General features: G+C 44.6%; 32 protein-coding genes, 1 tRNA gene, 1 other RNA gene and 1 riboswitch. Of the genes, 2 read left to right on the top strand and 32 right to left on the bottom strand.

The window, feature by feature from the left end:
* Positions 1 to 40: 40 nt before the first annotated feature.
* The 18 genes from J2Z37_RS11835 to tadA form a co-directional block, all read right to left on the bottom strand.
* Positions 41 to 220: a sigma factor G inhibitor Gin gene (locus J2Z37_RS11835; protein WP_209810466.1), complete on the bottom strand. Its 180-nt coding sequence runs from the start codon at positions 218 to 220 to the stop codon at positions 41 to 43.
* 68 nt (positions 221 to 288) lie between these two features.
* Entirely contained in the window at positions 289 to 1,542 is a 1,254-nt protein-coding gene (locus J2Z37_RS11830) for a nucleotide sugar dehydrogenase (protein WP_209810465.1), read from the bottom strand.
* 108 nt (positions 1,543 to 1,650) lie between these two features.
* Positions 1,651 to 2,439 (bottom strand): glycosyltransferase family 2 protein, encoded by a 789-nt coding sequence (locus tag J2Z37_RS11825; RefSeq protein WP_209810464.1) that lies wholly within the window; start codon positions 2,437 to 2,439, stop codon positions 1,651 to 1,653.
* Positions 2,402 to 3,892, bottom strand: coding sequence for an alkaline phosphatase family protein (locus J2Z37_RS11820; RefSeq protein ID WP_209810463.1), 1,491 nt, complete (start codon positions 3,890 to 3,892; stop codon positions 2,402 to 2,404). The genes J2Z37_RS11825 and J2Z37_RS11820 overlap by 38 nt, the downstream gene beginning before the upstream one ends.
* Positions 3,893 to 3,904: 12 nt before the next feature.
* Positions 3,905 to 5,404, bottom strand: a complete 1,500-nt coding sequence (locus J2Z37_RS11815; protein ID WP_209810462.1) for a glycosyltransferase family 39 protein — start codon at positions 5,402 to 5,404, stop codon at positions 3,905 to 3,907.
* A gap of 72 nt (positions 5,405 to 5,476) precedes the next feature.
* Positions 5,477 to 5,743, bottom strand: coding sequence for a pro-sigmaK processing inhibitor BofA family protein (locus tag J2Z37_RS11810; RefSeq protein ID WP_245203750.1), 267 nt, complete (start codon positions 5,741 to 5,743; stop codon positions 5,477 to 5,479).
* Between the two features lie 18 nt (positions 5,744 to 5,761).
* Positions 5,762 to 6,025 carry a hypothetical protein gene (locus J2Z37_RS11805; protein WP_209810461.1) on the bottom strand — a complete coding sequence of 88 codons (264 nt, stop codon included), beginning with the start codon at positions 6,023 to 6,025 and terminating at the stop codon, positions 5,762 to 5,764.
* Between the two features lie 23 nt (positions 6,026 to 6,048).
* Positions 6,049 to 6,645: a recombination mediator RecR gene (recR, locus tag J2Z37_RS11800; protein WP_209810460.1), complete on the bottom strand. Its 597-nt coding sequence runs from the start codon at positions 6,643 to 6,645 to the stop codon at positions 6,049 to 6,051.
* Between the two features lie 10 nt (positions 6,646 to 6,655).
* Positions 6,656 to 6,967 (bottom strand): YbaB/EbfC family nucleoid-associated protein, encoded by a 312-nt coding sequence (locus J2Z37_RS11795; RefSeq protein WP_245203768.1) that lies wholly within the window; start codon positions 6,965 to 6,967, stop codon positions 6,656 to 6,658.
* A gap of 25 nt (positions 6,968 to 6,992) precedes the next feature.
* Complete coding sequence (dnaX, locus tag J2Z37_RS11790; RefSeq protein ID WP_209810458.1) at positions 6,993 to 8,723, bottom strand: DNA polymerase III subunit gamma/tau; 1,731 nt, start codon at positions 8,721 to 8,723, stop codon at positions 6,993 to 6,995.
* Between the two features lie 136 nt (positions 8,724 to 8,859).
* Positions 8,860 to 9,125: signal recognition particle sRNA large type (ffs, locus tag J2Z37_RS11785), an RNA gene on the bottom strand.
* Positions 9,126 to 9,251: 126 nt separating this feature from the next.
* Complete coding sequence (locus J2Z37_RS11780) at positions 9,252 to 9,416, bottom strand: hypothetical protein (protein WP_209810457.1); 165 nt, start codon at positions 9,414 to 9,416, stop codon at positions 9,252 to 9,254.
* A 272-nt stretch (positions 9,417 to 9,688) separates the two neighbouring features.
* Positions 9,689 to 10,099, bottom strand: a complete 411-nt coding sequence (locus J2Z37_RS11775) for a hypothetical protein (protein WP_209810456.1) — start codon at positions 10,097 to 10,099, stop codon at positions 9,689 to 9,691.
* Positions 10,100 to 10,260: 161 nt separating this feature from the next.
* Positions 10,261 to 10,351, bottom strand: a tRNA-Ser gene (locus tag J2Z37_RS11770).
* A 115-nt stretch (positions 10,352 to 10,466) separates the two neighbouring features.
* The gene (locus J2Z37_RS11765) at positions 10,467 to 10,799 is read right to left on the bottom strand and encodes a hypothetical protein (RefSeq protein ID WP_209810455.1); all 333 of its coding nucleotides are present in this window, start codon (positions 10,797 to 10,799) and stop codon (positions 10,467 to 10,469) included.
* A 30-nt stretch (positions 10,800 to 10,829) separates the two neighbouring features.
* A complete protein-coding gene (locus J2Z37_RS11760; protein WP_209810454.1) occupies positions 10,830 to 10,997 on the bottom strand; it encodes a hypothetical protein in 168 nt (55 codons plus the stop codon).
* Between the two features lie 373 nt (positions 10,998 to 11,370).
* On the bottom strand, positions 11,371 to 11,661 hold the full coding sequence (locus tag J2Z37_RS11755; RefSeq protein ID WP_209810453.1) for a hypothetical protein: 291 nt from the start codon (positions 11,659 to 11,661) through the stop codon (positions 11,371 to 11,373).
* Positions 11,661 to 12,152 (bottom strand): tRNA adenosine(34) deaminase TadA, encoded by a 492-nt coding sequence (gene tadA, locus J2Z37_RS11750; RefSeq protein ID WP_209810578.1) that lies wholly within the window; start codon positions 12,150 to 12,152, stop codon positions 11,661 to 11,663. The genes J2Z37_RS11755 and tadA overlap by 1 nt, the downstream gene beginning before the upstream one ends.
* A gap of 282 nt (positions 12,153 to 12,434) precedes the next feature.
* Here tadA and J2Z37_RS11745 point away from each other — a divergent pair, with 282 nt between their 5' ends.
* Complete coding sequence (locus J2Z37_RS11745; protein WP_209810452.1) at positions 12,435 to 13,415, top strand: phosphotransferase; 981 nt, start codon at positions 12,435 to 12,437, stop codon at positions 13,413 to 13,415.
* A gap of 186 nt (positions 13,416 to 13,601) precedes the next feature.
* Here J2Z37_RS11745 and J2Z37_RS11740 read toward each other — a convergent pair whose 3' ends face one another.
* From J2Z37_RS11740 to J2Z37_RS11715, 6 genes are read right to left on the bottom strand one after another with little or no spacing between them, the layout of a single operon-like run.
* The gene (locus J2Z37_RS11740) at positions 13,602 to 13,817 is read right to left on the bottom strand and encodes a spore germination protein (RefSeq protein WP_209810451.1); all 216 of its coding nucleotides are present in this window, start codon (positions 13,815 to 13,817) and stop codon (positions 13,602 to 13,604) included.
* A 3-nt stretch (positions 13,818 to 13,820) separates the two neighbouring features.
* A complete protein-coding gene (locus tag J2Z37_RS11735; protein ID WP_209810450.1) occupies positions 13,821 to 14,210 on the bottom strand; it encodes a spore germination protein GerPE in 390 nt (129 codons plus the stop codon).
* Between the two features lie 10 nt (positions 14,211 to 14,220).
* Entirely contained in the window at positions 14,221 to 14,400 is a 180-nt protein-coding gene (locus tag J2Z37_RS11730) for a spore gernimation protein GerPD (protein WP_209810449.1), read from the bottom strand.
* Positions 14,397 to 15,011, bottom strand: coding sequence for a spore germination protein GerPC (gene gerPC / locus J2Z37_RS11725; RefSeq protein ID WP_209810448.1), 615 nt, complete (start codon positions 15,009 to 15,011; stop codon positions 14,397 to 14,399). Before gerPC ends, J2Z37_RS11730 begins: the two co-directional genes overlap by 4 nt.
* Before the next feature lie 41 nt (positions 15,012 to 15,052).
* Positions 15,053 to 15,292 carry a spore germination protein GerPB gene (locus J2Z37_RS11720; protein WP_209810577.1) on the bottom strand — a complete coding sequence of 80 codons (240 nt, stop codon included), beginning with the start codon at positions 15,290 to 15,292 and terminating at the stop codon, positions 15,053 to 15,055.
* 5 nt (positions 15,293 to 15,297) lie between these two features.
* Positions 15,298 to 15,525, bottom strand: coding sequence for a spore germination protein (locus J2Z37_RS11715; protein WP_209810447.1), 228 nt, complete (start codon positions 15,523 to 15,525; stop codon positions 15,298 to 15,300).
* 159 nt (positions 15,526 to 15,684) lie between these two features.
* On the opposite strand from J2Z37_RS11715, the gene J2Z37_RS11710 reads away from it, so the two are divergent.
* The gene (locus tag J2Z37_RS11710; protein WP_209810446.1) at positions 15,685 to 15,912 is read left to right on the top strand and encodes a hypothetical protein; all 228 of its coding nucleotides are present in this window, start codon (positions 15,685 to 15,687) and stop codon (positions 15,910 to 15,912) included.
* Here J2Z37_RS11710 and J2Z37_RS11705 read toward each other — a convergent pair.
* The 8 genes from J2Z37_RS11705 to J2Z37_RS11670 form a co-directional block, all read right to left on the bottom strand.
* The gene (locus tag J2Z37_RS11705) at positions 15,884 to 17,470 is read right to left on the bottom strand and encodes a glycerol-3-phosphate dehydrogenase/oxidase (RefSeq protein WP_245203767.1); all 1,587 of its coding nucleotides are present in this window, start codon (positions 17,468 to 17,470) and stop codon (positions 15,884 to 15,886) included. The genes J2Z37_RS11710 and J2Z37_RS11705 overlap by 29 nt on opposite strands.
* 163 nt (positions 17,471 to 17,633) lie before the next feature.
* Positions 17,634 to 17,810 (bottom strand): hypothetical protein, encoded by a 177-nt coding sequence (locus J2Z37_RS11700; RefSeq protein WP_209810444.1) that lies wholly within the window; start codon positions 17,808 to 17,810, stop codon positions 17,634 to 17,636.
* A gap of 118 nt (positions 17,811 to 17,928) precedes the next feature.
* Complete coding sequence (locus tag J2Z37_RS11695; RefSeq protein WP_209810443.1) at positions 17,929 to 18,969, bottom strand: multicopper oxidase domain-containing protein; 1,041 nt, start codon at positions 18,967 to 18,969, stop codon at positions 17,929 to 17,931.
* A gap of 142 nt (positions 18,970 to 19,111) precedes the next feature.
* Entirely contained in the window at positions 19,112 to 19,786 is a 675-nt protein-coding gene (thiE, locus tag J2Z37_RS11690; RefSeq protein ID WP_209810442.1) for a thiamine phosphate synthase, read from the bottom strand.
* Positions 19,783 to 20,601 carry a bifunctional hydroxymethylpyrimidine kinase/phosphomethylpyrimidine kinase gene (thiD, locus tag J2Z37_RS11685; RefSeq protein ID WP_209810441.1) on the bottom strand — a complete coding sequence of 273 codons (819 nt, stop codon included), beginning with the start codon at positions 20,599 to 20,601 and terminating at the stop codon, positions 19,783 to 19,785. The genes thiE and thiD overlap by 4 nt, the downstream gene beginning before the upstream one ends.
* Before the next feature lie 2 nt (positions 20,602 to 20,603).
* A complete protein-coding gene (gene thiM, locus J2Z37_RS11680; RefSeq protein WP_209810440.1) occupies positions 20,604 to 21,428 on the bottom strand; it encodes a hydroxyethylthiazole kinase in 825 nt (274 codons plus the stop codon).
* 72 nt (positions 21,429 to 21,500) lie between these two features.
* Positions 21,501 to 21,615, bottom strand: a riboswitch (TPP riboswitch).
* 119 nt (positions 21,616 to 21,734) lie between these two features.
* On the bottom strand, positions 21,735 to 23,144 hold the full coding sequence (locus J2Z37_RS11675; RefSeq protein ID WP_209810439.1) for a dihydrolipoyl dehydrogenase family protein: 1,410 nt from the start codon (positions 23,142 to 23,144) through the stop codon (positions 21,735 to 21,737).
* 1 nt (position 23,145) lies between these two features.
* Entirely contained in the window at positions 23,146 to 23,349 is a 204-nt protein-coding gene (locus J2Z37_RS11670; RefSeq protein WP_209810438.1) for a 2-hydroxymuconate tautomerase family protein, read from the bottom strand.
* Positions 23,350 to 23,503: the final 154 nt, after the last annotated feature.

The following is a 23,503-nucleotide window of genomic DNA, read 5'->3' as shown; positions in this document are numbered from 1 at the left end:
ATAAAAAGCCTTGCTGTTATTCAGCAAGACTATCAACCGATCAGGCTTCCATTTTCCATATCTGTTTCATTCTCTCTACAAAAAAAGGATACTTATCATCCAACACATCCGTTTGCACCATTTCCTGCTCGCAACTTTGGCAAATAAATGCCTTCCAGATTGCGATTCCTTCCACCTGTTTTTGCCCACAAACGATACAGCATTTTTCGCTTGATTCCATGATCCACCAACATCCTAACCTGTTTTCCATCATTATTAACCAACTTGGGAATCATTTATACTCTTTGTTCAGATTTTTCTACCAACTGATACATATTCAAAACCTAAACCTTTCATCAAGACTGTCGGATAGAGATTCCACCCGTCAATCACAAGGGGATCCCGCATCATTTTCTTCACCCTTGTTAGATCCAATTCCCGAAATTCCTGCAGCTCAGCCATAATCGTCAGGGCATCGGCCCCCTCAAGCGTTTCCCACGGTGAATCGAAATAGAACAATTGATCCGAAAAGCGTTCCTCAATTCCCTCTTGTTTCAACGCCTCCCACTGAACAGGGGCATAAAGGTGAAGATTCATTCCCTCCTGCAATAATTGCGTTAACGTTGGTAAAGCTGTATCTGGATGAATGCCCCAAACTGCAATCGTTCTACCGAAAAGTGGAACAATCTTTTCACGCACTTGATTCACCATCCACTTTGGCTGTCCTTCGTTCATCTTTCGTACAGCTTGGAAAAGTGGGGTTTCTACGTTTTGATCCGATGCCTGAAGAATCAAAGCCTGTATGTCATGGGCCAGACTAGGATCGGTAACCCCCATTCCCGCCCCCATAAAGCCCTGTCCAATCCGCGGATCCAGCCCAATCGCTTGAGCAACCGTATCCACTTCTGCTCCAAGACGCTCGCAAAGCTGTGCAAGCTGATAGATAAAGGAAAGCTTTGTCGCAAAAAAGGAGGTTTCCGCATACTTAATCATCTCAGCGTTGCGCCTGCTCGTCACAAGGACGGGGAGCCTATCCGCAGCCAAAAGCCTTCTTAACGAGTGCAGTGTAGGATGGCAATCCTCCCCCCCTAGTACAGTCCGAGAGGGTTGCTGAAAATCTGCCAAAGCGGACCCTTGGCGTAAAAATTCTGGCGAGGAAATGACTTCGATAGCATGGCCGCGATCGACCAGCCACTGTTGAACTTCATCTCCTGTTCCAACAGGAACCGTACTTTTTAAAACGACGCCTGTTCCAGCCGTAAGATAAGGGACTATCGACTTGACTACCTGCCATAGCTTGTCTGTCTCCACATAAATAAAAACAAAAGAGAGCTGCGCCAAATGGGAGAGCTCTCCTGTAACGATAAGAAGTCCATTTTGGATCATCTCTTTCCATCCCAGCAGCAAGGCCTCCTCAGTAGAAGGTAGATTCCCTTCCAGCAGTCCCTTCCGCCGCTCTGGCGAAGTTTCTACATATACCACCTGGTATCCACGGCTGGCAAATCCCACTGCAACAGCTAACCCAGCCTCCCCTTCTACGATGACCCCTAACATCGGCTTCATAACGTTTTATTAACCTCCTGGTAAGAAAAGCTTCAATCAGAAAGGGATTTTCCAATCCAATATTCCCCTCTGATGGTTAGTTGCACTTACCCTAGCATTAACGGGCAGTTATCCCCCACTTCCCCTACCCTCGTTTCGAAAAATGGAAGTGGGGGTCTTACTGCCCGTTAATGCCGGGTAAAGCTGTTTCCTGTTCCCCGCTGACACAGGCCTGGACATTTCCTTAAAGATCGCGGGAATGACATGCTTCAGATAAGCACCAAACTTGATAAAGGATCTACCTGTTGTCCTCACCTGATAGGATATCGGCACCTCCATCATGCGGTACCCCTTCCGGACAATATTCAGCGTCATTACCTGAGCATAATTATAATCATGAATGATTTCCAGATCATTTAAAACAGGACGACTAAATACCCTCATTCCGGATTGCCCGTCGTATATCCATCTTCTTAACAAAATGGACTGAAGCGCTGTAAAAAAATAATTTCCGAATCGCCTGTGAAGCTTCATCCCTTTTACTTTTCCCATGAAACGGGAACCCATCACATAATCTGCCTGACCTTCTAAAATGGGTTCTATTAGGTTTGGTATTTCCTCTGCGGGGTATTCATTGTCTGCATCAATCATGACCGCCACATCGGCACCCCACTCATAAGCTCGCTTCAGTCCTGTACGCACCGCTGCCCCAAGACCGCAATTTCCAGGCATCGTTAAAATATGATCAGCACCCGCCTCCAGTGCCACCTGTACGGTGCGATCAGTTGATCCGTCATTGACGACCAACACCGATACCTCCAGATCCTTACGGAAAAAACGGGGGACCTTGTGAATCACTTGACCGATCGCCTCTTCCTCATTATGCGCTGGGATCACAACGATGCACTTTTTCTTCATGCTGGTCCACCTCATTTCTTATAGCCTCCCTCAGGACAGGCCCCCTTGATTTATTTGGATAAGGGGCACCCAGCAGGTAAGCCATCGTCGGTGCAACGGAAACGAGCGAATGCTTCTCCGTTACTTTCACCCCTTGGCGAATCATCGGACCATGTAGTATGAACGGAACAAATCGCTCTCCTTCATCCAAATGCCCGTGCCCCCCAATTCCATCGGATTGGCCATGGTCTGCCGCAACAATGAATGCGGTGTTTTCCATATAGCCCTCTGCTTTCAACCAGTGATAAAAATCCGCGACATGTGCATCGGCTTCCTCGATTTTTTCCCGATATTCCGGATAAAGAGCCCCCCTGCTGTGCCCCGTCTGATCCGTACTAATCAGCTGGACAATGAAAAGATCGGGGTTCTTCTCAGTCATGATCTCTTTTGCACGTTTCATAATCATACTGTCAACCACATCGTTTTTGGCCACTGCCGTGTAGGTATCAACGTCTCCCCCTAAGGAATCCACCAGATGGGCAACACCGAGTAAACGGCCGAGCTTTCCGATCTTACGCAAGCTGTCAAAGATACTTTCACAGCGAATCCCTAACCTGTACACCATGTTGCTCGTAATCCTATGCTCTCTTGGATACGTTCCCGTATACATCGAGGAAAAACAGACAACTGTCCGAGCTGGATAGACGGTTTCCATCTCCGAATATTCCGTTCCGTTCTCCCGCAGCCAATCGATAAAAGGAGTATTCGCCTCAGCCAAACGGTCTTTGCGGCAACCGTCAATGACCACCATAATCACCCGGTCAGCAAGTGCCTTTTTAGGTGTTTCATCCTGCGTGTAGGTAGGAATCTCTTCTGGCTTCCAGTTAAACAGAAGGTGATGAATCCCTTTACTGTAGACCCAAACAGCCAAAGAGAAAAGAAGGGTAGTCATCCATAAAACCCCTTCACCAACCTGAACCTGCTGGAAATTCCCCTGCAGCAAGGCAAGCACGGTAAGAAATTTGGGAATCTGCTCCTGGGCATTGCCACTTGTCGAATCACTATTTTTTAAGACCAGCTTCCAAAAGCGGGTAAAATTCCAAAGGGTTGTCCCAATCCGCAAATGATAATAGATGGTCCCCCAGAAAATAACGGTAAAGAAAAAATAGAGTCCCAACGAAAATAATAGCAACGAAAGACTCGGGGCATTAAAAAGCAGGAGTGCAGCTGCAAAAGGAAACCAAAGAAATTTTCGCAAATGCAAAGGGAAATCATAGCAAAAATAAATCGCAAGCAAGGGCAATACAGATCCCAAACTAAGCAGGAAGGCCGGCCAAAAATTGCTCTCTCCTAAGCTTTTTATGGAGAATAACAAAAACACCCCCACCACAAAAACCGGGGTAAAAGGCCTCCCTTCGTTCAGGATATTCCAACACCTTGCCGCTGTTTTTTCAAACTTTGATGCTTTTTTCATCAGGAACCCGCCTTATTTGTTCATTTTCAAGTATTGCAATAAACTTGGCTTTGCTTGATAGAGTGTAATCCGATGATAAACCGGATCAAACAGGGGATTTCCTGTAAACTCTGCAACCCTCTCAAGATGAGGGAGTATTTCCTCCTGTTGTGGGCCAAAGCCATGTAAAACATGATCTGTTAGTAAAAGAGGTTTGGATGGATCGACTCCATATACCAATACCTTGTTAGTGAAGTAACGAAACGATTTTAACCGAACTGCATCCCATTCTGGTTGATAATAATGGATCACACGCTCTTCTTCCCAAGTGAAAATCACACTGTTGTTCGCTGGATAGTGATAGTCTAGGTAATCAATCAACTGAATCACCGGCGGAGTTGTTTGCCGATATTCGACACCCCTCCCCCATCCTATCGTACCAAATAAAAGTAGAATCACCAAAAGAATAGGTACCGTTAGTTTTCTCCATCTTTTGGACAGGATCAAAGGAGAAAACGCCATCAATAAAAACGGAATAAGAGGAAGAATATGTCTTGGCTTGTCCACGTTTTGACCGAACAGGACCCATAAGGCATAAGGGGCACTGGCTAGAAAGAAAAAGAAGAAAACCGTTCGATTGTTTCGGTATTGCCACACTCCAAGTAAAGCCCACAGCAAAATCCCAAACCATATCCATCGTTCTTCCATTCCTTGAGCAAGCCACCCTAAACCCCCGGAATAGAAAAGATGCTGACCAATGATGATTCGCACCCGATCAAGGAAAGATATTTGCGCATCCAGAACCGTGCCGCCCCATTCGGTAAAATGACCTTCCGTGAAAGCCATGCCCATTCGCAGGTAAGGGACTACTCCTCCTTCATGAAGGGCTGTTGGAATAACCCATAGTAAAATCGATAAACAGCCTGTCCCAATTAAACAAAGATAGCCCCTCATCGATCGCGGCAGGACTATAAAGAGATAAAGGAGGAAGGAAAAGAACGGAAAATAAGAGAGCCGAATCCCCATCGCCAACCCAAAAAGGATAATTGCCAACCCTGCAAATATCCACTGGGCCTTTTCCCCTTTTTGTGCTTTCCAAGCAAGGACAACAAAGGCAGCAGAGCCTACTATACCCAGCACCCCAGGCAGATCAGACATCGGCTGCAAGGAATAGACCCAAAGCAAAGGATTAAGGGCAACTAGTCCTGCAGCACCCCATCCCGTCACCCGGTCCCAGATCCTGCTTGCGATCAAGTAGACGGGAATAATCAGCGCTGCTCCACTGCAGATACTAAGGAAAGACAGGGACTTTACGGGATCGTGTATGATTTGATTAAGCCCATGCCCTAACACCATGAGTACGGGATAGCCCGGAAAATGGGGTTGCATAGCGAAAACATCAAAATTTTCCACCCCAAAGGCGAAATCAACCGCATCAAAACTGTCCGCAAATCTCCCCATAAATGGGAGGCGGACAGTGATCGTCAGGATGGTTAGAAAAATAAGAGAAAAAAACGTATGGCTTGGCTTCATAATACCTACCGACTATTTTGATAATGATTTTCATTATTATATGTCCAAGTTTAAATTTTGTCAAATGGAGGGTTACACCAGAAAGGCTTTTATAATCGTTAACGAGACAAGACCCGGAAGGCCGAGGAAACCGGACATCGCCGCTGTTACCGGATTAATCGGAATCGTAAAATCATAATAGGTTCCAAACGAATTAAACACAAAAAGCAAAATGGCGCCAAGGGCAATTTTAAACAGCCCATAACCCACCCAACGCAAAGGACGCCAGGCTGACTGACCAATGAGTACCGTGATCATAACTAACCCTAACCCTACAACAAGCCAAATCCATGCTCCCAACTGACAATCCCTCCCGGATTAAAATAAGGCATGCAATTTGCGTTTCTTTGCTGTATTTAATAGAAACATGTACCTGCGTTCCATGATCTCAATCATGTCGTATTTACGGCTTCCTTCATCAAGATGGGTGGTGACATAGCGCCATTGTTCCATCGCAAGTTTTACCCCATGAAGAAGCTGTTGTCTCTCTTCCCTAATACGTTCTTGAACCACCCTTTTTTGCTTTCGTTCAGCAAACATTTTTTTCACCTCCATAACAATACAACCTATGCTTGTCTCCATAAAAAAAGAACCCCTTAGGGTTCCTAGATTTCCCGCCGCCCTTCCAAGGCTTTGGTCAAGGTGACTTCGTCGGCATATTCCAAATCTCCGCCAACCGGCAGTCCGTGGGCAATTCGGGTGACCTTAATGCCAATTGGTTTGACTAGACGGGAGATGTACATGGCTGTCGCTTCTCCCTCAATATTGGGGTTTGTTGCCAAGATGATTTCTGTAACCTGTTCATCATTTAACCGTTTTATCAACTCTGGCAAGCGGATATCCTCTGGTCCAATGCCATCCATTGGAGAGATCGCTCCATGCAGAACGTGATACTGCCCATGGAATTCCCTTGTTCTCTCCATGGCGATTAAGTCCTTCGGGTCTTGAACAACGCAAATACATGATTTATCGCGCGTTTTATCACTGCAAATATAGCAAGGATCCACATCGGTGATATTTTGACAATGAGAACAATAGAGCAGCTTCCGCTTGGCGTTTACGAGCGCCTTCGCTATCTCTACTACATCTTCTTCTTTCATATTTAACACATGAAAGGCTAAACGAGTAGCCGTCTTCGGGCCAATTCCCGGAAGCCTGGTAAAACCCTCAATTAATTTCGCAATCGGTTCCGGATAATACACTTAAGCCACCTTAGAATAATCCCGGAATATTCATACCGCCGGTAAACTTACCCATTTCCTTCGCAGTCATTTCATCTATTTTTTTCAGGGCATCGTTCACAGCTGTCAAAACAAGATCCTGCAGCATTTCCACATCATCCGGGTCAACTGCTTCTGGCTTAATCATTACCTCCTGGATTTCCTTATGTCCATTAGCAACAATGGTCACTACTCCGCCACCGGCAGTCCCTTCTACCGTTTTAAGTTTTAGCTCTTCCTGAGCCTTCATCATTTGATCTTGCATCTTTTTCATCTGTTTCATCATGCCGTTCATATTTCCCATTCCGCCACGCATCTTGTTTCCTCCTTTAATCTTTTATGTCAATAAGCTGCCGACCGACCAATTTAATGGCTTCATCCACAAACAAATCGGTTGATTCCTGTGGTTGCTGTTCAGCTTGCTCCAGCCCATTTGGCTGTCCTGTTTGGGGACTTTGGGGACCTATTTCTTCCCATTGATTTTCCATTAAGGTAAGTAATTCATAGGGTTTACCCAGCACATCTGCCGCTATTTCTTCAATTAGTTGCCGATGCATCGGCTTCTCTGTTGTTTCTCGGTGTATCGCACTCTTGAAGCTCACTACAAGACTACCGTTGCCTGCGGCAACAGGTGTCCCGTCTAGCAGCCAAGCGTGTACCTGAATCTTTCTTTTCTTAACTTTGTTAAGTACTTCGGACCACTTCTGCAATACATTCTGCAGCTCCTGTGGGCTGGAAGAAGCAGCTGCTTCTTTGATCCGTTGTTCAGAAATTTTAACCGTAGACGGCATGCCGGAGCGTTTGGGTGTTTCCCTACGCGTTGGAGCCTCTGCTGGCGTCGATGTGGCAGTGGCAGTTGGCATGGCAACAGATGCCACACCTGCAGACTGAAGTTGGCTAATCTTTCTCTCTAATTGGCCAATACGCTGCACCAATCCTTCGATTTCCGGAAGATCCGTCTTCACGCTAGGGGCAGCAAGCCCTTCCACTAATCGAATAAATCCAAGTTCAAGCAATATCTTCGGATGATTGGACCACTTCATCTCTCCGGATACCTTATTCAGTTCTTCAATAATGTGATAAAGCTGTTCCGCCGAATACCGCTTGGCCAGTACAACAAACACATCGTCACCCATTGTTCGGTGCTCTAATTCCTCTAGCTGCGGGGCTGTTTTGTATAATAACAAATCCCTGTAAAACATCAAGACATCATCCAAAAACTGCTCTAGATTTTTTCCTTCCGCCATAACTTGCTGGATCAGTTCAAGGATCGACGCAATGTCTTTACTATACACTTGTTCTGCTAACCGATTCAATAATTGCTGGGAAACAACGCCAGTGATAACCACGACATCATCCACGTCAATTTGATCCCCTGAATAGGAATACACTTGGTCAAATAGACTTAACGCATCCCTCATTCCGCCTGCAGATATTCTGGAAATTAAGGAAAGCGCCAAATCGGAAACCTGGATCCCCTTCGAATCGGCAACATAACGTAATTTCCCTATCATGGATTTGGCAGAGATACTGCGGAAATCAAAACGTTGACAACGGGAGATAATCGTAGCTGGCAAACGATGCGGTTCTGTCGTAGCAAGGATAAAAATAACGTGCTCTGGCGGCTCTTCCAATGTCTTCAAAAGAGCATTAAAGGCTTCTGTTGTAAGCATATGGACTTCGTCAATAATATACACCTTAAAGCGAACTTCTGTGGGGGCATACTTTACCTTGTCACGAATATCCCTAATTTCTTCCACTCCACGGTTTGAAGCCGCATCAATCTCCATTACGTCGACAACGGAACCTGCCGTTATCCCTATGCAGGCTGAACATTCATTACAGGGCTCAGCAGCAGGACCATGCAGACAATTGACAGCCTTCGCAAAAATCTTCGCGACACTTGTCTTCCCCGTTCCCCGCGGACCGTTAAATAAATACGCATGGGAAAAACGTTGTTCTTTGATGGCGTTTTGCAAGGTACGAGTGATCGGCTCTTGCCCCACGACATCGTGAAAAGATTGTGGGCGAAACACACGATATAAAGCACGGTAGCCCATTCGGAACACTCCAAATCTCCTGAATTCAATACTTCCATTATACTATACCCTCGAACATAATACCAATTGGCGAATGAGGGTTACATGATAAAAGAGGGAGCCCCACGAATAGGACTCCCTCTTTAAAAAATTAATGTCGTGCACCCAACTTCGATACGACCAACCAAGCGTTACTCGTGTAGTTTGCTCGAACCAGGCCACCCTACGGCACATGAAAAATTCCACTTATGGCTGCTTCCTTCCGGACCTGACCAGATTCATGGGTTTCCATTGCGTAGGACCCAGTTGTCAACACCACTTGCACGAGGACAGACCTTACATGATCGCACCTCAGATGGGAATTCAACCCCGCTAAGGCGGATTGCGGGTTATAGGGCACCGCCATCTCCCCGTCTAGCACGACAAAGTTATACGCATTTTTCAGTGGCAACCACAAGATGTGACTGCCTACATAGCATACCATACACATGAGCAATTATTCAAGCGTTACGCCTAAGGTAATTTACCCCTACCCTTCCAAGGGCAATTCTAGAAGAGTTGGGAGATATAATGATATACCGTGATCAAGCCTTTTATCGCGAAGTAAGCAATGGTGACAAAAGTAATCGCCTTAATGGTTCTCTTTGCCTGCAACAATTGTGCTTCAAGGATAATTTTACGGATTCTTTCATCATCATGGTTAGGATCGGTCATAGTTATTCCTTCTTTCGGCTATTTCATAATCCCATTTTTGACCATGCCGCCCAATGTTAAACCTAAGTGAAGCTTGCAGCTATACTCCATTATACTTCGCAATTATGAAAAAATTACAAAAGGGCGTTCCTAGCAGGAACGCCAAGGAAAATTACCCTCTCACACCCAAAGAAGGAAGGATTAACTAATTTCATTATACCATTCTCTTGGTGATTATAAATGGTAAATATTCCCCATTACCAAAAATCTTACGTCAAAAACTGACTTTTATCTTACGTCGTAATCTTCTCCATCAACCGCTTTGGACTGTAATTAAAATTCACCAAGTAAGGATTCCTCGATTCATCGTACAAAATTAAGAAAGGTTCCTTCGTCGGAAGCAGAATCATAAACACTTCATAGACCTCAAGATCCACCCATTGATTTTTGATTTGGACTGGCTTCTCCAAGGGGAGACGAATCATCTTCCCCTGTGCAGGTTTAGAATCCAACGGCTTAGCTAACCCACTAATGGACTCCAGGCTCTTAATAATCTCTTCCTGCATCGCTGCATTATTGGAAATTCGCTGAACCACTTCCCCTTTTGCAATATCAAACACTTCAATATCAGCCAGCGCCGCCGACGCATATTGAAATGGCAATAACAGGACTAGAGCAAGAAACAGCAAAAGCTTTCTTCGCATAGTAATCACCTCACCGTTAAGTTTCCCCATATGAAACAGATTCTATCATTGGGAAGGCGGGAGGATTTTGGAAAGGGGGAAAGGAGGAGGTGAGAATCCAGGCCGAACGCAAAAATAAAACCCTCCACCGGCAAAGTGAAGGGTAAAAATTTTAATATGTATGGCGGAGGCGAGAGGATTTGAACCCCCGCGACGCGTGAACGCCCTAGCTGATTTCGAGTCAGCCCCCTTCAGCCTCTTGGGTACGCCTCCATTGATAATCCCAATTGGGGACAAGAAATATAGTATCACATCTGGAATGTTCTAATCAAGCACCTAATGTAACCTGATTTTCCTCACTGTGCCTGAGGAGGCATATACAGTTAAGTTAATAAAGATGACCCAGTTCGTGCACGGTCCCTAGAAAAGAAACAAATATTTCAATCTGCCTACGTTCAAACTTTGTATTGGGTGGTAAAGGCCCCCCACCAGCAATATATTCAATAACCACATCTTTTCCAAAGGCATTGTTCTTAACCTGTTTAACCCCGCAACCATCACAATTCATGCTTACACCATAATCTATTATTTCCCCGTTACGCTTTTTAAGATCGTTTTCCACAATTTTATGTATGTTCTCGGAGGTTAGCCACGGAGCAAACAAAAATAAAAACATCAGCCCCAACGCAACTGCTGTTGCAATTATCGATTTCACTGGCACTGGTTCTCCCCCCAAATAAGCAAATCACCACTATCCCTTCTTTTCCTGAATGGTCTTTAAAATTTCTTTTAAGGTCGTATGGATATTGGTTAAACTTATTAAAATGATACCAAGCATCACAAATGTTACAATTTCACCTGTTAAAAAAGAGACGACACCGATCACGATAAAATACAATGTATATAACCAGCCGTTCATTTTCGTTCCTCCATTCATATAGATCATTTTACTGGCGTTTTTTAAAGGTTTACTGGCGAATTTGGAGGCTTTACTGTCATTTTTTTACCCGTTACTGGCAAAAATCATAGAAAGAGATGGTCTAGAGGAAGAAAGCGGGGGTATCTTTTCAGTCAAAGTGAAATATTTAAGTCTATACTAGACGCCATGTATTCTCCCCTAATTAATTGGCTGTGATTGATCTGTTTACTGGCTATTTTTAAGATTTTACTGGCGTTTTTGATGACTTTACTGTCATTTTTAACGGGTTTACTGTCAAATTCCCAACGCCACCTCAAAATATACCTACACAGGTATCTCAAACCCCGCTAATTTAACCCAAGCTCACTCCTTACTACTCCTCCACCCTCTGCACCTCTTTTGCAAACCAATGAATGAACCCACAGCGGGTGCAGGCCAAAGTGATGGCTGAGCCGTTCAGCCAATCTAAATCCAAAAAGGTTAGTCCCCTTGTATTTAGCAGGGCTTCCCCTTTTTCAAAGTGATCGTGCTGGCAATGCTGACAGACGATTTCCATATCTGCAGCAGATTTATATCTACCACCTTTGTTTTCCTTTTCCAGTTCTTTAAGCTGTTCTTCTCCTTTTTCGCGAATCTTCTTCAATTGTTCTTTGTTATAGTACATCATTCCATCCTCCCCACTTTCTCTCGCTTCCTTCTCTCCCGCAGCTCCCGAAAAAATTGCTTTAGGATCTCTGAACACTCCTCAGCCATAACCCCTTCGACCACTTCTGCCTGGTGGTTAAATCTCTGCTCTTCAAGCAGGTTCATTAAAGTACCCGCACACCCTGCCTTGGGGTCCCCCACACCAAAAACAACACGTTCGATGCGGGATTGGACGATGGCACCCGCGCACATTGGACAAGGCTCTAGGGTGACATACAAGGTGCTTCCTATCAGCCTCCAGCCACCTAAGTGCTCACTGGCTTCGCGGATGGCGATCATTTCCGCGTGGGAGGTAGGATCTTTTGTTGTTTCCCGGAGGTTATGCCCGCTTCCGATGATTTCTCCGTCACGGACAATAACGGCCCCGATTGGCACTTCTCCTTTTTCTTTTGCTTTTTCTGCTTGCTCTAATGCTTTCTGCATAAAATAACGATCATCATGAACCAAAATAAATCACCAATCTTCTTTAAACTTTCTGATTCTTTGTTTGTATCGTAACACGGTCCCTAATTTAAGGCAAAAAAGGTCTGAAATTTTTAGAGTTTCAAAGATTAGAGAGCAACTTTTTGCAACCTGCTGCGTATAACCAAATAACTAAACTATCGAATGGTTTAGGTTGAGAGCTTGGCCCCACACGAGTGGGGCCTTTTTTTTCTCCTAATAGGTAGTCCCCTACACCAACTTGTACCTCCATCCATATCATGTTAGTAAGATCAAAAAGGTGGTGTGGAGATGTCCAAACTATCCCATGCGATCGAAGATGCTTATGGACTGAGAATCGAAAAGCTAGATAAGATAAAAACGGTGAAAGAATCTAGCTATGTCGCTAAAATTAAAACAACGGACGGCAAAAAGTATGTAGTTAAAAGTCTATTTATCCCTAAAGACAGGCAGCAGTTTATTGCGGAAACGGAAGTTTTGCTCGGAGATAGAGGTGTAAAGCTAGCTAATCCTGTTCCTACAGAAAGAAACCAGCTATATATCATGTATGAAAATTCACCATATGTGCTGTACGAATGGGTAAAAGGAAAAAGTCAGAGCCTGAGGCGAAAAAAAGAGCTATATGGTGTAGTGAAGTCGTTAGGACGATTTCATCATTCCTCTGTCGGATTGTCCTATTCCCGACATACTAATATATACTCGGAAAATGACTGGGTATCTGATTATCAAAATCGATTAGATACGATGAAGAACTGGAAGGAAAGGCATGCCGGGAACAGAACACGAAAGCACAAATATATTTTAAAGACTATTCCGTTCTTCCAAAAGATGGGCAGACTGGCTTTAAAAAAATTAAAATCCAGCTCCTATCAATCCTTAATCTCAAAGCCCTATCCAAAACTAAGCCTTGTACACGGCGATTTCCACCAAAACAATATTATCGTCAATAAGAACCGAAAGTTCTTCATTGATTTTGAAGATGTCCGTTATGACTTGCCCTCTAAAGATTTGATCCGGATCTTTGAAATGTATACGAGAATTCACACATTTAACGGAAAAGAATTTAAAAAAATGCTAAAAAAATACGAAGAAACCAATCCTCTTTCCGCAAGAGAAAAACAACTTCTGTTTATCGATTTTCTATTCCCCCATATTTTCGAAAAAAACCTCCGCAAAGGGAAATACAGCAAACTCCCATTATCTCGAGTCAAGCATCAGATCGCACAAGAAAAAAGAAAGATCCGCTTTATTTATCGTGAGTATTTTAAATGAGTGAATAAAAAGTAGAAAGTTAGGGAATAAAGGAAAAGTGTAAAGGATGTTGGCCAACATCAGCTTTATGATTGGCATACACGAATCTACGAGCTCTAGGATGTTGGAATTGCGCCCTCTGCGCACTTCGCGAAGAATTCCACATCTAGCCTGATAACGACGGTTATCGGGCTATTCGTGTTTGTACTACACATTCCCCGCAATCGGCTGATCAACCCCATCGGTATCGAGCGTATTGGTTGCACTCACCCCATTAAGTGTATTAACCACATTTCCTGTATTCCCACCCCCTTGACCAGAGTAGGTCTTGGAGGAGCTTTTCGGTGAAATATTAAATACATCACCCACATTTAAATTTCCGGAGTTGCTGTTCACATTAATCGCTCCAACAACGGATGGCAAGGCTTAGACCTCCTCTTCTGTCATGTTTCCTTCCCTTATTAGATGACGAATCGTTACTACCCTGGCTTCCGCATGTAATTCTCGACTCGAACCGATATGAATGATTGAAGACGAGGCGACAAAGGGAACCTCCACCTTTCCAACCTGGATCAAAGGGTTTAGATGATAGGTTTCCCTTTCCATCTCCTCATCAGCTGATCTTACTGGAATGTCCCGGGCAAATATCGGATAATCCTCAAAGTTGAATTCATGTTTCCAAAAGACAGCCTGCTCTCGCTGCACGGAAATGGCCTTGGTCAGAGGGTTCAGACACTCCGAATCACCGATTTCCAGTATCGATGTATCGTCGAGTGAAATAATTTGAATCTGATCGACCTTCGATGTTCTTTCCATATTCTACCCCCTACTCCATTGTCCTTACCATAGGCGTCACACCAACAATTACATTTTCAGGTGGCGATTCAAACCACGAAGTAAGGGTAATCTTCGGAACATCCCCAATAATCAGATTGGAGGAAATTTCAATTCCATCAATTTTTATCTTTTCCACTGAGATTTCATGATTGATTACCGTGAATTTCATGGCTCCTTCGTATCCCTTCCAGGTAAGTTTCTAATAAAAGCTTCGAAGGTTTTTTCAATATCCCTTTTCACCGATTGGATCGTGGATCTCTCCAATTGTTTTAACTGTTCTTCACTGAGCGATTGGGATGGCGTTTGCTTTAAATAATAGTGAATTCGCTTGTCAATCTGTTTTTTCACATCGTCAACTATAAAATTCCGATAGGAATCGTCCAATGGATAGCCGCATCTTTTTTCAATTTCTTGCATCACAGTGAACGCTTCCTGTTTTAAATAATCATAAATTTGCCTTTGCACACCGGCAAACACGGGGTTTTGGTTCGGATTTTGGGGTACGTCCACAGATTGCTGAACGTCGAACTCCCCGACGGCTGAATCGGAACCGTTTGGATTTAATCCGATATTTAATGTCCCCTCCAGTTTCTCCACCTTTAATAGATCAAATTTATATTCATTGCGGACGACAGATGGCTGGCTTTTTTCTTTTAACTGGACTATTTCTTGACGAAGTTGATTGATTTGCTCATTTAGTTGCTCTATTTTTTGATTTTGCGCGTGTAGGTAGGCATTTAACTGTTGGAAATAATAGTGGAGTTCACGATTCATATACATCTTACCTCACCCCTTTGCCCCTTCCTAAAATGAATCACTGCTTAGCCCGATGGAGAAATTAAAGGAACGTATGGGACTGGCGGTATGACACCTTCACTCGTTGTTCCTGTCGTTATTCCGGGCCCTGCTGCAGGGGCGGGCCCTGTAAAACCACCTGTATTGTATAATTGGGATAAGGGCTTAATCATCCCTGCACTTCCAATCTGCAGTACAGAGGAATTCGATAATCCATCAATTTTTAATTGGTGGATCACGATGCTTTGATTAATGAAGAAATTCATATTCATCAGCGTACCCGCTCCTTTTGCGTATCAAAATCCAGCCGTGGGCTCCCCCTGTCATAAACATGGATCACACTATTTTCGTTATGGACATTGAGATTATCCCCTGAATTAAAGGAACCCCCGCCAGCAAAAGTTTTCGAGTAATTTCGTGGGGCAATCTTGTGGACATCACCAATATTCATAATTCCGCTCAGACTATTAATATTGACCGTCCCAACCATCGCCGGCATAATTATAGCTCCTTTTTTAGGGTACTTCATATTATCCTATGGCCCAGTCAGGCTGGGTGTTCATCCCGATTTCGCAAAATAACGGGAGTCTACACATCATCCTAATCACCCGCATACGTATGGTAGAAAAAGAGTGCAAAAAAGGAGGGGAAGTATTCGATGAATATGAAGGTAACCAATAAAAAAATAAGCGTTGAGCAGATTGACATTGGAGGGGTAAGCCGGTCTTCCATTGTGTTAATCGGAGATACAGAGATCATTCGTTGTTCTTCTATTTTTGACACACCGGAACATTCGCTGCACATCACGCCACAGCTTCCTTTAAAACCAACCAATCATCCCCCCATCTATGAGCAAATTACGATTCCTCCCCAACAGCCAAAATAGTCTCCTGTAAATGTTGGTTAAGGTCTGTCAAATGCTTTATCTTTTCTTTCAGGCTCCAATCAAACCTTTTGGCCATATAGGAAATAACGGGCTGCTTCCATTCTTCTACCCACTTTCTTCGAAAATATAAAGCACCTGTTCTTCTCACAAAGAAATCTGCCGGCGTCACCGCCATTTCCTCACGAATGGAATATTCGAGGATCGCTAGAAGCTCGATGGGCAAGCCCAAATCCTCTTTATTTTTAGCTAATTCTCTTGCAAGTGAAAAAATGGTTTTCGCATTTGACCCATATTGGCATACGATCTGCTTCGCCCATTGTAAAGAAAAACTTGATGCCTTTGCCGTTTCTTCTACATAATGAAGAAAATTATCCGCTCTACCTACCTCCCCTCCGGATATAGGCATTTGCCTCGTCTGACAGGGGCCCCAATTTCCTGGAATGCGATCCACAACCATTTCCGCCATTTTTCGGTATCCTGTCAACTTCCCACCAGCCACGGTTAGCAGTCCTGAAGAAGAATGCCAAATTTCATCCTTCCTGGAGATCTCTGAAGGCTTTTTCCCTGCTTGCGCGATCAAAGGACGTATCCCTGCCCAAGAAGATTCGATATCCTTTTCCGTTATATAGAGCCCTGGGAAGGTTCCACTGATTGCACCTAGCAAGTAGACTCGATCTTCCACTTCCATTCTCGGGTGCATGGGGTCCCCATGAAAAATGGTATCTGTAGTCCCAACATAGGTTTTCCCATCTCTTGGAATAGCGAAAACCATCCGTCCGTCGAAAGTATCAAAATAGATAGCTTGGCGCAATGGAAAGCGGCGTTGATCAAAAACAAGATGGATTCCTTTCGTCCACTGAATTGTTTTTTTACGGCTTCCATCCTTCTCCCTTACCAGATCCACCCACGGACCTGCGGCGTTGACAACCTTATTAGCTGGTATGACATATTCCTGTTTGGACAGCTGATCCTTCACCCGGACCCCTGCGATCAGCTCTTTGTTATAAACAAAGGATTCCACCTCTGTATAGTTCACGGCAAGGACTCCCTTGGCAACGGCTTTCTTGGTCACTTCAAGCGTTAAACGGGCATCATCTGTACGATATTCAACATAATAGCCACCGCACAGAAGACCCGTTTTATTTAATAATGGTTCTTTTTCAAGAACTTCTGCCACGGTTAACATCTTCCTTCGTTCCGACCGCTTCACTCCCGCTAAACGATCATAAAGCCAAAGCCCAAAAGATGTTCCCCACCTGCCCAATGTCCCACCCTGATAGATGGGGAGAAGCATCCACTCCGGCTTGGTTACGTGTGGCCCATTCTTATATACAATTGCCCTCTCCCTTCCCACTTCTGCCACCTGCTTGAATTCTCCTTGTTTTAAATAACGAAGCCCCCCATGGATCAATTTGGTCGACCTGCTGGAGGTCCCCCCGGCAAAATCCTGCATTTCTACAAGCGCCGTCTTCATCCCCCTTGTGGCCGCGTCCAGGGCAATCCCCGCTCCGGTAATTCCCCCTCCGATTACAAGAAGATCAAAGGAGGTATCTGACATCTCCTGCAAAATCTGCGATCGCTCTAAACCAGAGAACTTCAGAACATCCACCTCCTATTTCCAAAAGTAAAGAAGGGCTATCATCGAGGATATGGAACAAACCAACTCCCGAAACAATAGCCCTAATTAAATAAAATATATGTAAACAAAATCAAACAGATTCCTATTTCATTGCATGATTATTTATAAATTCATTAATTAATTTTACCTTTTTATATAAAATAAGACGGGTTTGCCAGCTTGTATTCTTGTCAACAATTTCGTCCTTAATTTGCTCTTTTAAAGCGAGCAGAGTATTCATATCCTGGATTGTTTTGATCTTTTCTGTGAAATCTAACATTCCTCTAGAATCCCCTTTAAAAGTTCTATATTTATACCATACAATTTTTGAGTCGAGTTGTCTACTATAGTTTTAGCATAACAAAAAAAGGGCATTCGCCCTTTTTCTTTAATCCACATTAGTGACTCATTGTTTTTCCGCCATGGTCCAAACCATCCTCAGTGACCCTTAAAACAGCAGCGGCTCCTTTTTGTACATCATTAAACTGGTGGGTTACAATCGTATAATCGCCTGCTTCTACCACTTTAAATTCTACAACAGCCCCTCCGCTCGCAGGCAACATAACCGTTTGCATGCCGTGTAACACGTTTTGCGGATTTCCATCTAAATATACAGTATCCAATACGGTTCCAACGACGTGGAACGAACTTACTCTGTTTGGTCCGACGTTATTAACATAGATCCGAACGGTATCTCCTACTTTAGCAAGCAATGGTTTTTCCTTTAAAGTAAAGGTATCACCGTTTGTATTCGGCATTCCCTCTTTCAATGCCTTGGTCGAGAATACAACTTGCGAAGGTTGCCCATTGGTCATATCATCTAAATCTTTTTCACGGTACCACTCGTTTTGGATGATCACATATTCTTTATCCACTTGTTTATCAGTTGGGTAGCCATTTTTCGGTTTTACAATAATGACACCATGCATTCCATTTGCAATGTGTGCAAGAACAGGTTTTGTTCCGCAGTGGTACATAAATACACCAGGGTTACTTGCTTTGTATGTGAAGTTCCCTTCTTCATTAGGCATCACATCGATGAATTTTTTGCTAGGTGCGGCATGCACGGCATGGAAATCCATCGAGTGCGGTACAGCGGGATCCATATTCTTCAAGTTGAAATGGATCGTATCCCCTTCATTTACTACCACTAGTGGGCCGGGCGCTTCACCATTGAAAGTCCATGCATTGTAGGTTACATTCTTATCGATTTGGATATTCGTAATTTGCGCAGTCATCTCAATGAAGACATCTGTACCCTTCCGATCCATCTTCATTGGGATTGGTGCTTGGTTAATTTTTTCCGGTGCCTGCTGTTGGTCAGCAGCTGCTTGTGCTTTTGGCGCTACGACTTCCGTTGGATTTACTCCTCCGCATCCAGTTGTCAAAAGAACAGTTGTTAACGATAATGCTAATGTAGCCTTTGCGAATGGTTTCATTGATAATCGCCTCTTTTCCCTTCAAGTGGTTAGTTGTTTTAGGGGCGCGCTCCTTATGCTTTAATTATATCCGGATAGCGATTTAATTTTGTGATTGATATCACAAAATCCGCGCACCATTGTTACAACTATGTGAATTCATTCACAATATACCATTACCACTTGTTATATGGGAAAAACGTTTGGCACTCTCTTCAATCGAGGTGGCATGGGTGATGGCGGAGATTACGGAAACCCCATCTGCCCCTGCTTGCATGACCAAATGGGCGTTATCTAAGGTAATCCCCCCGATCCCAACAATAGGCAGTTGGATCCCACTCTGGCGAAACTCGATGATCCCTTCAGGCCCCTTCACTTCCTTAGCATCTGCTTTACTTTGGGTAGGGAAAATAGGGCCTACGCCAATATAATCGGCTCCGTCTGCCATAGCTTGGCGAGCTTCTTGCGCAGTATGGGCGGAAACCCCTAAGATCTTATCCGGACCCATCCGCTCCCTAACAACGGAAGCAAGCTCGTCTTCCTGACCCACATGAACCCCATCTGCATCCAATGCTAAAGCAAGCTCGAGGTCATCATTAACAATGAAGGGAACCCCGTAGGATTGACACAGAGCCTGAAGCTCTTTGGCCAGCTCCAGCTTTTGTTCCCCAGTCCGGGCTGCTTTCCCCTTTTCCCGAAACTGAAACATGGTAATCCCTCCAGCCAAGGCTTGCTTTAAGACATCCACAGGATTTTGCAGGCAATCCTGACTGCCCGCGATAAAGTACACACGTAACGCGGCCCTTACTTTTTCGGAATCCATTCCATTTCTACTCATTGCATCATCTCCCCTCTACGTCGATTTTGATAGGCCCAATGGTTGGTTGGTCCATGACCACTGCCGATGCCTAATTGATCTTCAATCGCGGCTTTAATGAAAGATTTTGCTGTTTTTACTGCTTCGGCCACTGGGATCCCTTTTGCTAGTTCAGCGGTAATTGCAGCTGCGAAAGTACAGCCCGTACCATGCGTATGGCGGGTATTGATTCGTTCTCCTTCCAGATAATAAAATTGCTTTCCATCATAAAGGAGGTCAACCACCCGTTCCGATTGTTCGTCATGGCCACCTTTAATCATGACGTTTTGGGCTCCCATTTGGAAAATGGCTTTTGCTGCTTCTTCCCGCTGCGCCAAGTTTTCGATCGTCATTCTGGTGATGGTGGCAGCTTCCGGAATGTTAGGGGTCACGATAGCCGCTAGTGGAATGAGGTCACGGACCAAGGCGGTTAGGGCCTCTTCTTCCAGTAATGTTGCGCCGCCTTTGGCGATCATCACCGGATCAACGACTAGGTTGGTCCATTGATAATGCCGAATCTTTCTCGCTACCGCGGAAATAATTTCACTCGAGAAGAGCATCCCTGTTTTTACTGCATCCACTCCAAGGTCTTCCCCAATGCTATCCATCTGAGTCGTCACAGCATCTACAGGCAAAGGATAGACCCCTTGTACACCAAGAGTATTCTGTGCCGTCACAGCGGTAATCGCGGACATGCCATACACCCCTAGTTCCTGGAAGGTCTTCAGATCTGCCTGAATCCCTGCTCCGCCTCCGCTGTCCGATCCAGCAATGGTTAGTGCTTTATAAACCTTCATTTTCATTCTCCTCCTTCAGCTTGAAATTGCTCTACTCTTGCCAATTGTTCTATTTCCTTTGGGGTCACGAGGGATAGTTGATTTAACAGCTCTATTTGAAAGCTTCCTGGCCGGTTATCCCCTGTTTCTTTCACCGCACATTCTGCGGCTACCCCATAGTAAATTAATGCTGCAGCTGCAGCCTCCAGTTTATTTAATTCGACTGCTGCAAATGCTCCAATGACCGAGCTCAGCAAACACCCAGATCCTGTTACCTTGGTTAAAATCGGGTGCCCGTTGCGGATGGAATAGATTTGCGTACCATCCGTAGCAATATCTTCTTCACCGGTTATGACCACGATGCTTGAAAATTGCCGAGCTGCTTTCACCGCCAACTGTGCTACATTACCTGTCGCATCACCAGCATCTACCCCTTTAATGGACCAGTCCTCTCCGGTTAGATTGGCAATTTCCGCTGCATTCCCGCGAATAATCGTTACCTTCAGTTCCTCTAGGATCCGTTTCGCTACCGCTGTTCGATAGGGTGTTGCCCCCACCCCCACCGGATCAAAAATAATCGGTACTCCATATTCATTGGCTGATTTCCCGGCAATGATCATCGCTTGGACTTCACTTTCTGTTAGCGTGCCAATATTTAACACTAGGGCCCCGGCGATTTTTGCCATATCGGCAACTTCCTCCTTAGCATAGGCCATAACCGGAGAAGCCCCAAGAGCCAACAATCCATTTGCGGTAAAATTGGTAACCACTACGTTCGTAATGTTATGAATGAGTGGCTTTTGCTCACGAACAAGAACTAATTTCTGTGCAAGATATTGTATTGTCATCCCGATACCTCCTTTTTAATAAAACAAAAAAACCAGATCCCATCTTGGACCTGGCTTTGAACGAAAGAAATAGACATGAAAACACTACTTCCCTACGCTGGTATAATCCAGATCAGGTCCATAGGGTTAAAAAACTTCATCGCGTTTTTCTCTCAGTCCAGGCTTATGGACACCCCTAGTAGTTCCTTGTATTCTATTATGTTTATCATAGCAAAAAAGAAGAAATTTGAAAGTGTTTTTCCCCTTCTATAGAAAGGATGAGGGTACATGATGGAAAGGGATAGTGACCAAAGGGCGTGAAGTCATTCATCTAAACCACTTCAGATAACGCCTAACCCACTTGGTTAATTGGCCGCTAAATAATCTTTCCCGCCAATACAGGTCTGCTACCTGTTGAACTGCTCCGGCCTTAGTCGGATATGGATGGATCACATGGGATAGATCGCCAATCTTGTGTCCGTGTTGTTTGGCAAACACCACTTCCTGCATGAACTCCCCTGCCCCGTCTGCAACGGCATGGGCTCCTAATATATATCCTTTACGGTCCGTAATGATTTTGATCATGCCTTCACGCTCTCGATTGATGACAAAGCGGTCCACCTCATCCAACATAACTTTATAGACTCGTATGGCCCCTATCGTTTCCCGTGCTTCTTTTTCTGTCAATCCAAGATGAAAAAGCTCCGGATCACTGTAGGTAACCCAAGGCAAATGCTGATAGTTAGCCTTTCTCTTCCATCCAAACAAGGCATTCGAAACGACGATTTTCCCCTCGTATCCGGCCGTATGTGTAAATGGATATCTCCCGTTCACATCACCCACGGCATAAATATGTGGGACGTTTGTTTGCAGGTAATCGTTAACCTCAATAGAACCATTGGCTGCCGTACGGATGCCGGCATTCTCCAAATGGAGGCGTTTGGTATTCGGCTCCCGTCCCACAGCAACAAAGACTCGATCTACAGAAACTTGGCTTTCCTGACCGTTTTGCATAATGGTGACTCGGCTGTCGTTCACCGACGAAACCACCGCATTTGTCATCAACCGAATGTTTTCTCTTTCTAACGCCCTTGCCACGAAAGGAACCAGTTCGTCATCTTCTTTAGATAAAATCATGGGACCTTGTTCAACCACCGTAACCTCTGTCCCAAACCGTGCAAAAGATTGTGCAAATTCCACGCCAATCGGGCCGCCCCCGATGATTAGGAGGGAGTGCGGCCGTTCATCTAGCTGCAACACATTCTCATTGGTCAAATAATCGACCTGATCCAGGCCAGGGATTTGCGGAATAAAGGGTCTTGATCCGGTAGAAATAACGATCCGTTTGCCATAGATTGTTTCGCTATTTATGGTTATTTCGTGTGGTCCCATAAAAGAGCCAAAACCCTGATAAAGATCCACACCCAATTGACGAAAGCGGTTGGGATCATCATGTCGCCCAATTTGTTCAATGGCTTCCTGCATCCGGGTTTGCACCTGTTCGAAGTTGGGGACGCCTGTGAAATCCAGCCCAAATTCTGCAGCCCCTCTGGACTGATGGATGATTTCCGCTGAATGTATGAGGGATTTCGTCGGCACACATCCCGTCCAAAGACAGTCCCCGCCAAGGGGACCCGCATAGACGAGGGCAACTGCTGCCCCTAAACTAGCTGCCCCAGCTGCTGCGGTCAGTCCGCCGGCCCCTCCCCCAAGCACAATCAAGTCATACTTTTTCACCTTATTTTCCTTGCTGTCTTCGGGATGTGATCGATTCTCCTCCGATCCCCCAATTATCGGTATTCACCTCATCAATAACAACAAACGTGCGCTCTGGATTTTTCCCTAGAACATCTACCATGACTTGTGTTACCCCTTGAATCAGCTGTTGTTTTTGTTCAGAAGTTACGTTATCATCGGTGATTTTAATGTTTATAAATGGCATTTTGTTAACCTCTTTTCTAATTTTTTTTCTTAGAGGAATATCCTCTGTTATCCTTATTTAACAACATTTTTTAATTATGAAGCAACAATAAAGAAATGGCCATAGTGGAGAATGATATCTTTTTAAACAATGCTCTCGGTATAAAATGAATAGC

Source organism: Ammoniphilus resinae, assembly GCF_017873965.1.
GTDB classification, from domain to species: Bacteria; Bacillota; Bacilli; order Aneurinibacillales; family RAOX-1; genus Ammoniphilus_A; species Ammoniphilus_A resinae.
Note: the sequence above shows the minus strand (reverse complement) of the source record. Positions and strands in the feature narration are given on the sequence as shown.